This window comes from Magnetococcales bacterium, assembly GCA_015231755.1.
In the GTDB taxonomy this organism is placed as follows: Bacteria; Pseudomonadota; Magnetococcia; order Magnetococcales; family Magnetaquicoccaceae; genus Magnetaquiglobus.
This window is the reverse complement of the sequence record JADGAZ010000004.1, coordinates 143788-156057: the sequence shown is the minus strand read 5'-3', so window position 1 is coordinate 156057 and position 12270 is coordinate 143788. Positions and strand designations below refer to the sequence as shown.

At 58.5% G+C, this 12270-nt stretch carries 9 protein-coding genes; 5 read left to right on the top strand and 4 right to left on the bottom strand.

What is annotated here, in order from left to right; all coding sequences use genetic code 11:
• Positions 1 to 62: 62 nt before the first annotated feature.
• The gene (locus HQL98_04240; GenBank protein ID MBF0271277.1) at positions 63 to 1133 is read left to right on the top strand and encodes a hypothetical protein; all 1071 of its coding nucleotides are present in this window, start codon (positions 63 to 65) and stop codon (positions 1131 to 1133) included.
• An 11-nt stretch (positions 1134 to 1144) separates the two neighbouring features.
• Positions 1145 to 2242: a retroviral-like aspartic protease family protein gene (locus HQL98_04235; protein ID MBF0271276.1), complete on the top strand. Its 1098-nt coding sequence runs from the start codon at positions 1145 to 1147 to the stop codon at positions 2240 to 2242.
• 6 nt (positions 2243 to 2248) lie between these two features.
• Here the strand turns inward: HQL98_04235 and HQL98_04230 are convergent, their stop codons facing one another.
• The 4 genes from HQL98_04230 to HQL98_04215 form a co-directional block, all read right to left on the bottom strand.
• Positions 2249 to 3742 carry a putative O-glycosylation ligase, exosortase A system-associated gene (locus HQL98_04230; protein ID MBF0271275.1) on the bottom strand — a complete coding sequence of 498 codons (1494 nt, stop codon included), beginning with the start codon at positions 3740 to 3742 and terminating at the stop codon, positions 2249 to 2251.
• Positions 3739 to 4971 (bottom strand): glycosyltransferase, exosortase A system-associated, encoded by a 1233-nt coding sequence (locus HQL98_04225; GenBank protein ID MBF0271274.1) that lies wholly within the window; start codon positions 4969 to 4971, stop codon positions 3739 to 3741. Before HQL98_04225 ends, HQL98_04230 begins: the two co-directional genes overlap by 4 nt.
• A gap of 221 nt (positions 4972 to 5192) precedes the next feature.
• Positions 5193 to 6875 carry a glycosyltransferase family 39 protein gene (locus tag HQL98_04220; protein MBF0271273.1) on the bottom strand — a complete coding sequence of 561 codons (1683 nt, stop codon included), beginning with the start codon at positions 6873 to 6875 and terminating at the stop codon, positions 5193 to 5195.
• A 19-nt stretch (positions 6876 to 6894) separates the two neighbouring features.
• Positions 6895 to 7842, bottom strand: a complete 948-nt coding sequence (locus HQL98_04215) for a glycosyltransferase (GenBank protein MBF0271272.1) — start codon at positions 7840 to 7842, stop codon at positions 6895 to 6897.
• Positions 7843 to 8179: 337 nt separating this feature from the next.
• Here HQL98_04215 and HQL98_04210 point away from each other — a divergent pair, with 337 nt between their 5' ends.
• From HQL98_04210 to HQL98_04200, 3 genes are all read left to right on the top strand, one after another.
• Positions 8180 to 9619 carry a TIGR03013 family PEP-CTERM/XrtA system glycosyltransferase gene (locus HQL98_04210; GenBank protein MBF0271271.1) on the top strand — a complete coding sequence of 480 codons (1440 nt, stop codon included), beginning with the start codon at positions 8180 to 8182 and terminating at the stop codon, positions 9617 to 9619.
• An 83-nt stretch (positions 9620 to 9702) separates the two neighbouring features.
• Positions 9703 to 11274, top strand: coding sequence for a hypothetical protein (locus HQL98_04205; protein MBF0271270.1), 1572 nt, complete (start codon positions 9703 to 9705; stop codon positions 11272 to 11274).
• 60 nt (positions 11275 to 11334) lie between these two features.
• A complete protein-coding gene (locus HQL98_04200) occupies positions 11335 to 12240 on the top strand; it encodes a tyrosine-protein kinase family protein (protein ID MBF0271269.1) in 906 nt (301 codons plus the stop codon).
• Positions 12241 to 12270: the final 30 nt, after the last annotated feature.

Sequence of the window (12270 nt, the reverse complement as noted above, 5' to 3'; positions counted from 1 at the left end):
TATTCAACCCGGTTGATGGTGTTCGTTCGCGTCGTGGCGGGGGAAGACTGTTTTGGATCCTGGTGAGCGCGGCCCTGTGGACAGCGGTCCCCATCGTTTGGGCGGCGGAAGAGAGTTTCCAGGACGATTTCAATCGTGCGGAAGGCAAAGGGGTCGGCAACGACTGGAACGTCACCCCCAACCACAACGACTGTCCCCAACCCAAAGGGGCCCAGAAACCCTCCCGCAACAAAGACAAGGACAAGGATGGGGTCTCCGACTCCCCGGATGCCAAAAATCCCCTCTACGATGAAATCACCCGGGAGATCGAAAAGAAAACCGGCAAAAAAACCCCCGTCAAGGGCGCGGAGGCCAACAAGCCCCAGGCCGATCCGTTTCAGGGAGTCACGGCCAAGCTGCGGGACGGCATGCTTTTCTTTCAGTATGCCCAGAATCAGGATGCCCAGATGGTGCAACGGGAGTTTCCCAAACCTCTGCTGCGTCTGAGCTACGATTTCACTCCGCTTTACGCCATGGGGGGAGTGGATGATCGGGCCTGGATCGGGGTGCGGGTTTTTTATCTGGATCGGGATGACATGATTCTGGGAGAGGTGCGACACTTTTTCTACCAGTCGGACTTCCCGGAACGGGAGAACAACGATACGGTTCATGTCATTCTCCAGAAGGGCAGCTTCGACGGCACCGCCCGGCAGGCCAACATCGACTTGCAGAAAATCCTGGAACAGCGTCTGCGGGGCGTGGACCGGAAACGGATCGCCAAGACTCGTTTGTCCTTCGAGGCGGCCACCGGATTGTGTTCCTCGTCGGTGGAAGCGTATGTGGACAACGTGGTGGCCACCTTCGGGGAGGGGCCGCAGCCGTTCCGGATCACCCGGGAGATCTTGTTGGAGATCGCCGAATCCGGGGTGGAAGGGTTTGCCAAAGAGCGTTCCGGTTTCCCGGGCAACTGGAAAAAGGCCCTGTTTGACAAGTATGGCAAACAGGCGATCATGGCCTGGTTGAACGAACTTCCCGCCGAGACCCGGAACGACTCCACCCGACTGACCGATCATCTGGCCCAGCGTTACGCTCTGACCGGAAAGGATTTGTGGTTGGTGGGGCATGCGGTGACCGTGTTGTTGCAATCCAGGTAGGGGAAATCGTCATGCGCAGCAGGATCGGACCCTTCGCCATGACGCTGTGCGCGTTGTTGAACACCGCGCCGGTGGGCGCGACAGAGGAGATCATCCAGTGTTCGGATGGCAAGGGGGGTGATCCGGCCCTGTTCCGCAAGGGGGAGTGTCAGCCGGTGGGGGATCCCACGGTTCCACCCGGTCAACGTTCCCATGGTTCCGCGGCTTCCAGCCGGGGAGCGGATCCAGAACTGGATGACTTGAGAAAAAATCTCGACGAGATCAAGAAAAAGATGACCGATCTGGGAGAGGTGGGGCGTTATGAGATTCACCCGGTCGGCAAGGACGAAACCATCAGAACCGCGACACCCGGCCCCTGGAAGGTCAGTCAAATCCTGGTGCCCACCGCGGGAGAGGATGTGCGGGGATTTGTCAAAAGTGCGTTGATCAACGGTTATCGTTACCGTCTGGGGGAGCAGGTGGATGGGGGAGTGGTGCGGGAGATCGCCCGGGATCGGGTGATCATGGCCCATGATGGCCGGGAAACCGTGGTCCCTTTTGACAAACTGACCCATGCCACGCTGTTCGGACGGGTTGGCGTCGTGCCTTTGAAGCGGGATCCCAGTGGAATTTATCTGATCAATGTGCGCATCAACAACAACCAGGAGATCGAGGCGGTTTTGGATACCGGTTCGTCGAATTTGGCTTTGCCCGAGGATGTGGTCTCCTGGCTGGTACGGAGCGGTACGCTGAAAAAGAGTGATCTGATCGGCACCGCCAAATCTCGGATCGCGGATGGCAGCATGATCGATTCCACGGTGTTCAAGGTCGCTTCGTTGCGGGTGGGGGATATGGAGTTGAAGGATGTGGAGGGATTCTCTCTGCCACCCCAGAAGAAGGACAAAGAGTCGGAGAAAGAGAAAAACAAGGATAAAGACAAGGACAAGGACAAGGAAAAAAGCCCGGATATCTCCCCCAAGGCGGGTGATCCGGATTCATCCGGGAGCGGAAAGGAGGATCTTTTGGATATTAGCGCGCTCAATCGCCCGTTGTTCGGCATTCAGGATCTCAAGCGTCTGGGCCGGTGGAGGATCGATCATCTCAGCGATCAGTTGATCGTCGAACGGTAGCGTTTCTTATACGGTACCAGCTTTCCACGGCATGGGTTTGCGTGTGGTGCCAGGGCCAGGGTGAATCCGTGGGGGTGGAATCAATATCTTTTGTTTTTCTTTGTAATAATTTTCAACATTGATTTTGGTCATGATCAAAATGGCCATGAGATGGTACGGCAGATCGAAGTAACCCATGCTCAAAAAAGCCCCAGCAGCATAGTAGCCCACCATGGAGACTTGAAACATGCGGGCCAGATCGTTGGCCCAGCGCAAATCCGGTTCGTTCCGGGTTTGCCGAATGATCCAGCGCCCCATCTGCAAGGCGGATAGTTGCAGAAGCAGCCAGATGGTAAACCCGACATAGCCTTGTTCCGCCAGAATTTCAAAATAGATGCTGTGGGCCGCGTGCCGGTATACACCCGGGGTGTAGCGATCGAAGGTGGACTGGTCGAAGGTTCTGAATCCGCCCCCCAGGATGGGATGATCGTTGGCCACGAGCAGGGCCAGTCTCCAGGCGTCCAGGCGTCCGGTCACGGATTTGTCTTGCAACAGTTCGTGGTCCTGATCCAGCATGTCCAGGATTTCAAAAGAGGGCATGGTCTTGTTGTTGGTGGATTGGGTGGGTGTGGTGATGGAAGCCCGGGCCGGATTGGCGGGTTTGGGGTGATTGGGTTTCTTTTCGCTGGTATCCAGCAGGCTCAGGGAGGAGAGACCGGCGTCGATCACCGGGGTCATGCGATCATGCCAACTGGCGGGCATGGCCCAGAAGGTGCTGACCGCCAAAAGTGACAGCGACAGCAACGATAGGATTTTGTGTCGGCTTTTCCACCAGAAGATCAAGCCCACCACCGCCAGTCCCACGAATCCGCCCCGGGAATAGCTCCCCAGCACGGCGAGCAGCGAAAAGCCGATGGTGGCGATCATCAGATACCGCAACAGGCGTTGGGTGGAGTGGATGTACAAAAAATAGACCAGCGGGATGGTCATGATCATGGCGGCGGCGAAGTGATTGTTGTCGATGAAGAAGGACTGATCCGGTCCCAAGACCCGGTAGCGTCCGCCGGTGTTCAAGGTGAAAATGCCGCCTTTCAAGCCATAGAAGCCGATGGAAAATGCGATGACCGCAACCAGACCGATGATTTGCCTGCGGCTTTGAATCAGCATCATGGTGGCGACAACCATGATCTGGATGCGCAGAAAAATATCCACCTGACCCATGGCCGCTTCCGGGCGCAGGGCGTAGAAGGCGGAGAGTATGGTCCAGCAGACAAAAATGATCAGCAAAACGCTGGTGGAGCGCAGCGGGATCCTCAGTTTGACCTGTCGGTGAAAGAGGATGCCGAGGATGGTGATCATGGCCACGATCAGGTTGAAGCGGAAATTATAGGCAAAGCTCCAGGTCAGGCGGTGGGGATTCATGTAGCTGATCCACGCCCACAGCGTCAGGCCCACGAACGGGCGGAAAAAGGCCACCGGCAACAGACCGAAGATGAAGAGGGTCAGAACCAGGTCTCTCATGGACGCCCTCCCCGGGTGGCCCGGGAGACGGTTGTGACCAGGGCTTCGTAAACCGGTCGATAGCGGGCTGCGCTGGCGCTCCAGGTGCGTTCCTCCCGGACGAAACGGGCCGCCTGCTGGATCATCGGTTGCCAGGACGAACGGTTTTCCAGCAAAGCGCTCAGGGTGTCGGCCAGGGCCTGACCGTTGCCCGCCGGAAACAATACGCCGGTTTGCCTAGGGGTGATCAACTCCCGGTGTCCGCCCACATCCGAGGCCACCACCAGCCGTTGGGCGGCCATGGCCTCCAGGGGTTTCAAGGGGGTGACCAGATGGGTCAGGCGCATGGGCAGGCGGGGAAAGACCATCAAATCCACCAGAGCGTAGAAGTCGGGAACCGTTTCCGGGGGGATGCGTCCCGTGAAGTGGACCTGTCCTTCCAGACCCAGTTCCCGGGTCCGTTGGCGCAGTTGCGCCTCTTCGGGACCGCCTCCCACCAGCACCAGCAGAATATCGGGTCTGCGGGCGCGGATCGCCGGCAGGGCTTCCAGGAGGAGAGCGAGTCCTTCGTAGGCGTAAAACGAGCCAAAAAATCCGAGAATTTCCCGCCCCCGGGTGTCGATGCCCGCCAGTCGGGGTGCCGGAGTGGCCGCCGGGGCGAAGCGTTCGATCTCCACGGCGTTGGGGATCACCGTGATTCGTTCCGGACGGGCTCCCCGGGTCAGAATCTCCTGACGCAGCCCCTCGCAGATGACCGTGACCGCATCGACCCGTCGCACCAGATGGGTTTCCATGGCCCGGCTGAGATGATAGCGGGGACCGTGCGGGTGCGCGGTGCCATGGCTGACGGCGGCGTCTTCCCAGAAGGCGCGGATTTCGTAGACCACCGGCAGGCCCAGGCGTTGACCCGCCTGCCAGGCGGCCAGACCGTTGAGCACCGGCGAGTGGGCGTGGAGCAGATCGGGTTTCAAGGTGTCGGCCAGCGTCAGGATGCGTTGTTTCAAGGCGGTGATCACCGCCAGTTGTTCCAGCAGCGGAATGCGCGTCAGCAGGGATCGGGAACGGGGGGTGCGGTGAAAGATCCAGTTTTCCACCGTATCCGCGAGGCGTTCTTGTGACGGGTGTTTGGGACCGGTCAACTGGCAGGTTTCCCACCCCATGGCCTGTTGTTGGCGCAGGATGGCCTGAGTGCGGGAGACATAACCACTTTGCAAGGGGGCGGAGTGGTCGAGAATATGCAAAACGCGCATGGTTTCAATCGCAGTTTGGCCGGTCGGGCTGTCCGATCCGAAAGAAAAGCAGAACGCCTGCCTCGCCGGCGGAAAACCCGTTCTGGGAACCTGGGGAAATTCACCAGGTTTTTGCATGGCCTGGATCCATGTGGGTCCGATTGACTCTATATTGCCTTAATGGAGGCGGGCTCGTCAATGATCCGGGGATGGCCGGATGCGAGGGGCCATGATTCGGGTTGCTAGGGTTGATGGACCCCTTGGGTTTCCGGGAGCGTGGTCTCGAAGGTTTTGCCCACCAGAGGCACGGAGAGGGAGATCCGGCTGTTGGAGGGGGGGTGGGGATGTTTGTATCGATAGACTTTGAGGGTTTGATCGATCAGTCGTGAGCGGGTCGAGTGGATCGGAATGACCCGCAGCAGTTCAAAGGCGTCGGTTTCCAGGTAGTCCCGCAGGGTTTGGTGAATTTCCAGTTCGGCGTAGTTGAACGCCTCCACGACGATGATGTCGATGCCGTACTGGTCGAACAGTTTCTGGATGCCTTGAAGATCCCGGATATGGATTTGGGTCCAATGTTCGGTGAACACCGACGAGGAGTGGAGTAGTTTGTCCCCCCGCAGCACATGAAAGCGTCGATCCGGATCGTTCAGACGCACATAGTAGGTGAAGTAGCCATTGTTGATGCCGTCCATGAAGATGCGGCCATTTTTGGAGTGTTGCAGGGCGAGGAGGGCGGCTTCCCGATGGCCTTGGGTGAAGGCGGGGGTTTTGGTTTGGACCTGATGGATTTGCAGGATCATGATCCCGACAATCGCCAGCCAGCCGAAACGGCGTACCAGGGGTTGGTCGCGAAAGTGGTGAAAGGGCAAGGCGGCCAACAGGGCGAAGCCCGGTACCCAGAAAATGGTGTAGCGGTCGATGCGGAAGCTGTGGAGGGCGGTGAAAAAAAGGTAGGTGGTGACGATCAGCAGCAGATAAAAAAGCGCGTTGCGATCCCGGCGCACCAAGGTGGTGATCACACCCAGGGCGGCGAGGGCCAGTACCGGGTAGGTCACTTGGTATTGAATCAGCAGGTCCAGGTATTGGCGCAGATAGGCCCATTGGGTCCAATCGGCGTTTTGATGGGCGGCCTCCATGCCTTGAAAGGCGAGGGCGAGATTGGTTTTCCCCATCCAGATCGTGAGCGCGGCCAGAGGCGCGGTCAGCATCGCCACCACTCCCAGGGCCAGCCACGTGGTGCGGGCCTGGAGCAGTGGTCGCGCCTGTCCGGTGACGATCAGCCAGACCACGAACCAGGGCGCCATGAACAAGGCGGTCTGTTTGGTCCACAAGGCGAGGCTGAAGGCGATGGCGGCCAGATAAAGCCATTTGGCCTCGCCACTGGTCACGTGACGCCACAACAGGTTGGCGGTGAGCAGGCTCATGGCGAGCACCGGGATTTCCAGCATGGGATACCAGCCCCACTGCACGATGAACGGGGTGGTGAATAGCAGGCCGCTGGCCATGAGGGCGGTGGACTGGTCGTGGGTGCGTCGCACCAGATCGTGCCAGGCCCACAGACCGATCAGGACGAACAGCAGCAGGGCCAATTTGGCGCTGTAGTCATGGATGCCGAAGACAAAAAAGAAGACCGCCTCGACAAACGGAAAGAAGGGAGGTCTGGATCCCAGGCTCAAGGCGGGATACTGGGCGAAATAGCGAATGGCGTATTGATAGGCGTTGCCGAGAAAATTCCGGTCGAACAGGGTGTTGAGATCCAGATCCCGCAAAAAGTCGTGGATGAACATGCCATCCATCAGCACCCGGTCCGCATCGGGCCAGCCCACATCCGGATCGGTCAATCCCCGGGTGAACAGGGCGACGGTCAGAAGCGCCAGCAGGGTGACGAGAATGGCCTGGGGGGTCGGGGCGGCGTGGTTTCTCAAGTGGGGCTCGGCGTGTATTTTATGGTTTAAGAACAGGTGGATGCGGTGTATGGCTCAGGTAGTGATAGCGGTGCGTTTCGCTGCGGGTGCGGCTGATGCTGTGCAGGATGATGCCGCTGGTCAGGCTGATGCTTGCCATGATCACCATGCCCAGACACAGCAGCGCGGTGGGGACTCTGGGCACCAGACCGGTTTCAAAGAAGGTGATGAAAATGGGAATGGCCAGCAGGATGGCCAGGGTGGTCAACAGCAGGGAGATCAGGCCGAAAAAGGCGAAGGGTCTTGCCTCTTTGGACAGCAGCAGGATCATGAGCAGGATGCGCAGTCCGTCCTGATAGGTGTTGAGTTTGCTCACGCTGCCCGGCGCCCGGGCCATGTAGCGGGTCGGAAACTCCTGACACGGCAGGTTGTGATGCAGGGCGTGTACGGTGAGTTCGGTTTCGATTTCAAAGCCGCTGGAGTGGGCCGGAAAGGTTTTGACAAAGCGGCGTGAAAAGACCCGATAACCGGAGAGCATATCGGAAAATCCCCGTCCGAACAGCAGGGCCACGGAGTGGGTCAGCAGTTGATTGCCCAGTCTGTGACCGGGCCGGTACTGTTCTTGTTCTCCGGCGTCGTGCCGGGAGCCCACCACCATGTCGAGCTGGTGGGTGATGAGCTGCGCGATCATGCCGGGAGCGGCCATGGCTTCGTAGGTGCCATCCCCGTCGGCCATGACGTAGACATCCGCGTCGATGTCGGCGAACATGCGCCGCACCACCTGACCTTTGCCCTGTCTGGACTCCTGGCGCACTTCGGCTCCGGCCTCTTTGGCTCTGGCCATGGTTTGATCGGTGCTGTTGTTGTCGTAGACGAAAATGCGCGCCTGGGGCAGCGCACGTCGGAACTCCTCCACCACGCGACCAATGGCGTGTTCCTCGTTGTAGCAGGGGAGGATGACGGCAATGGCAGGTGAGGTCGGTTGCATGGTTTCCGGTCGGAGATGTCTGGAGGGGATCTTTAAGAGTGGCGTTTTTTGTTTTTTGGTATGGAATGGCGGCGGACTGCCGATCATGTCAGGTTAACATATAGCGTCATTGAGGGGTGAAGGTCAATTCATTTTGACCCGGCGGACCCTGCAACCGTGACCGGTGGAGGTGGTTTGTGTATCGGTGCCGTGCGCCAGGAAATGCTTGACCATGTACCGGGGTGGCAGGATACAATGGCCATCTGGGTGATTTATGAAAGACAGCGTCCATTTTCTTGGGGGGGATCTTGATTGGTTTGTGTGACATGGTGACGCATCCTGGACGGGCGGGTGCGACGTGATCCGTATTTTCCGTCACTATCTGCACCGCTGGTCCATGGTGCTTTTGGCCATCGAGTCCGTGCTGGCGACGCTGGCCGTGTATATCGGCGTGGCGGTGCGCTTTTCGGGCCTGGAGCATCATGACGAGATCCATGGGGATTTGCTGTTGCCCAAGGCGTTGTTTTTCGCGCTGGTGACCGTGACCAGTCTGGCGGCCATGGGGCGTTATCAGCGTCTGATGGACGAGGGGTTCTCCGGCGAACTGCTGCATGTCGGGTTGAGCTTCGTGGTGGGTCTGGTGGCCATGAGCATGTTGTTTTATGTGTTTCCGGATCTGTTCATCGGGCGCGGCGCGTTCGGGTATGCTTTGGTGTTTTGTTTCTGGATGATCCTGGGGGTGCGGTCAATTTTTTTTCACTTCATCCTGGATCTGGATCTGCTCAATCGGCGGGTGATCGTCTTTGGCACCGGGGAACACGCCCGACAGGTCTCCCGGGTCGTGGCCAGGGAGAGCGTGGATCAGGTTCAGTCCGATTGCACGTTGGTCGGTTTCTGGCCCGTACCGGGAGAGTCGGAACGGGTGGAGCGGGAACGGATCATCTGGGATACCCGGGAACTGTACGAATATGCCGAACAGCATGACGTGGACGAGGTGGTGGTGGCTCTGGAAACCCCGTTCCCGGGGCTTTACCTGAACGAGATCCAGGAGTGCAAGAGTCGTGGCATTCGGATCATGGATCTTCAGGAGTTTTGCGAGCGGGAACGTCACATTCTGCTTACCGAGGCCATGGATCCGGCTTGGTGGTTGTTCCACTCGGAGGGGCTGTACCGGGAACCCTGGAGCGAAGGGATCAAAAAGCTGTTTGATATTTCCATCAGTCTGGTATTGGTGTTGATCAGCGCGCCGGTGATGCTGCTGGCGGCCCTGGCCATCCTGATCGAAAGCGGAGGACGGGGACCGGTTTTTTATACCCAGGAACGGGTCGGGTTCGGAGGCCGGATTTTTCAAGTCATGAAATTCCGCAGCATGCACACCGACGCCGAAAAGGATGGCGTGCCCCGCTGGGCGGTTCGGGACGATGACCGGATCACACGGGTCGGACGTTTCATCCGCAAGAGCCGCATCGATGAACTGCCGCAATTTTTTAATGTGCTGAAAGGGGAAATGAGCCTCGTGGGCCCCCGACCCGAACGCCCGGCGTTCGTGGCCGCCCTGAAAACCCGCATTCCCTATTATGTCGAACGGTTGCGGGTCAAGCCCGGGATTACCGGTTGGGCACAAATTCGTTACGGTTATGGGGCGTCAGAGGAAGACGCGGGGGAGAAATTGCAGTACGATCTGTATTATGTGAAGAATCGCGGTCTTTTTTTGGATCTGTTGGTGTTGATCCACACCGTGGAGGTGGTTCTGTTTGGACATGGGGCTGCCGGGCCAAGACAACACGAAAATCGATGAAGAACCCCTGGGTGAATGGTGGGATTGGTCGATTTTTTTTTGATCCCGGCAATGCAGAAACCTAAAGGCATGGATTTGAACGCATGCAGCATGAATTTGGTTTTCGCGATATCTATTTCCAGTTGATCCTGCATGCCAGGGGCATGTGGCGTCACCGTTGGCACATGGTCGGTCTGGCCTGGTTTGTCTGTCTTTCCGGATGGGCCGCGGTGGCGGTGATGCAGGATCAATATCTGGCGAGCGCCACGGTCAAGATCGAGGATCCCCGCCAGGAGATCGCTGATTTTCTCTCCAAGACCAAGCAGGTGATCGATGTGACCCGCGAGGCCCATCGGGTCTTGAGCGGGCTGTTGAATCCCCAGACCCTCTCCAATGTGGTGCAACAGACCGATCTGTCGTTTTCGGTGCGCAACGATCAGGAACGCCAGGAGGTGATGAACCAACTGCGCGCCCAGATCAGCGTGACTTCCACCGGCGAAGGACTGTATCGCATCACCCATCGTCACAACAGTCCGGTGGTCACCCGTCAGGTGGTGGAGGTGATTCTGGATCGTCTGCCCATGGATACGCTCTCGTCCGAGGGGAGTGGCACCGCCAGAACCGCCGAGGAGTATCTGAAAAAACGCATCGCCGAATACGAGGCCAAGGTCGCCGACGCTACCCAGAAATTGCAGGAATTCAAGAACAAGAATCTGGATCTGATTCCGGAAAAAGATGGGGGTTATTATGTGCGGGTCACCCGTCTCAACCGGGCCATCGAGGGGCATCAGGCCAAGCTCCGGGAGGTGGAACAGAGCCGTGACGAGGTGAAGCGGCAGATGCAGGAGATCGAAGGCTCCATCGCCTCTCCCACCGAAGAGCAGGACCGGCAGATCGAGGCGTACAACAAGCAGCTTCAGGAGTTGTTCAGCAAGCACTACATGAAAGGGGGAAAGCGGCTGCCCGTCTACACGGAGACCCACGCCGAGGTCATCGCCTTGCGTCAGGCTATCGCCCAGCAAGAACAGCTCAAGCAAGAAAAGATCGCCCGACTGCGTTCCAACGCCGATGATGCCTCGTCTTGGGAGCTGGAAGCCAATCCGGTTTATCGTAGCCTCAAGATGACCGCCAGCAAGCTGGATGTGGAGTTGACCAGCGTTCGGGTACGCCTGAGCGAAACCGAATCCCATTTGAAACGGCTCCGCGCCCAGGAAGTCACCCTGCCGGCCATCGAAAACGAATACAACCGTTTGCAGACCCGTCTCACCATGACCCAGGAAGAGATGGCCGCCATGCTGCAACAAGAAAGCAAGGCCAGGGAGCGGGGCGAGTTGGAGGAGGATTTGAGCCGTTTTGTACGGTTCAAGGTGATCGATCGTCCCCAGACCCCCCGCAGGCCCGTGGGACCGAATCGACCGCTGTTTTCGTCCGTGGTGTTGGCGGGAGGGCTGTTGGCCGGTTTGGCCTTGTCGCTGTTTTTGTCGGTGATTCGACCGGTTTTCGACAGTCCGGCCTCCATGAAGCGGGTGTTGGGTTTGCCGGTATTGGGCATGGTCTCCATGGTGGATGAGGGCATCGGGGGGCGGTGGGCCCATTCCAGTCTGGTTTTCGTGATGGCTGTGGGCGGACTGTTTTGTCTGTTTGTTGGTGTGCTGTATTTTGTCCCCACCTTTTGAGCCGTGGTTCGTCTTTGAAATGACGGATCACACCGTGCGGAACAGAGGCTGATCGTTGAGATGACGGACTATCAGAACATCCACAAGAAAGTCGTGCTGGACTTCGAGCGGTTGCGCGCCAAGGGGGTGTTGACCCCGGATGCCGGACGCAGCATCATGGCCGAAGAGTACCGGGTGATCAAGCGTCCCTTGCTGCTCAACGCCATGGGCAAAGAGTCGGAACGGGTCGCCAATGGCAAGATGATCATGGTGACCAGCGCCTTTCCCAAGGAGGGCAAGACCTTCACCGCCATCAATCTGGCCATCAGTCTGGCCGCCGAGATGGATCTGAACGTGTTGCTGGTGGATGGGGACGTGGCCAAGCCTTCGGTGGCCCGCATTCTGGGATTCAAGGCCAAGGTGGGTTTGATCGATTGTCTGCTGGGCAAGGTGGACAACTACTCCGAAGTTTTGATCAAGACCAATGTGCCCAAATTGACTCTGCTTCCCTCCGGTCGCCGGCATCACCATGCCACGGAACTGCTGGCCAGCGAGAACATGCGGATTTTGATCAAGCAGTTGATCGACAGTCCGGACCGTATCGTGGTGTTCGACTCGCCTCCTTTGCTGGTGACCACCGAGGCCCGGGAACTGGCCCGCAACATGGGGCAGATCGTGATGGTGGTGGAGGCGGAACGCACCCCCCAATTCGCGGTCAAGGATGCCCTGGAACAGTTGGAAAATCCCGATATCGTGGGTCTGGTGCTCAACAAGTTCCGCAAACGCGGTCCGGGCGGCGGCTATTATTATTATGGCTACGGTGGTTACGGCGGCTACGGCGGATATGGAGGCTACGGCGGCGGCTACGGTGGAGGCTACGGCGGTGGTTATGGTGGGGGCTACGGCGGCGGTTATGGCAGCCAGGAAGATGCCCCTCCACCCCGGAAAGGATTCTTCAGCCGGTTGTTCGGCAGGGGACAGGAGTGATCCTGCCGATGGGCGGGATTGTCCTGGATG

Coding starts and splice junctions, on each gene's coding strand:
- HQL98_04225 (MBF0271274.1), bottom strand. CDS start 4,971: ATGCGCGTTTTGCATATTCTCGACCACTCCGCCCCCTTGCAAAGTGGT.
- HQL98_04215 (MBF0271272.1), bottom strand. CDS start 7,842: ATGCAACCGACCTCACCTGCCATTGCCGTCATCCTCCCCTGCTACAAC.
- HQL98_04235 (MBF0271276.1), top strand. CDS start 1,145: ATGCGCAGCAGGATCGGACCCTTCGCCATGACGCTGTGCGCGTTGTTG.
- HQL98_04205 (MBF0271270.1), top strand. CDS start 9,703: ATGCAGCATGAATTTGGTTTTCGCGATATCTATTTCCAGTTGATCCTG.
- HQL98_04200 (MBF0271269.1), top strand. CDS start 11,335: ATGACGGACTATCAGAACATCCACAAGAAAGTCGTGCTGGACTTCGAG.
- HQL98_04230 (MBF0271275.1), bottom strand. CDS start 3,742: ATGAGAGACCTGGTTCTGACCCTCTTCATCTTCGGTCTGTTGCCGGTG.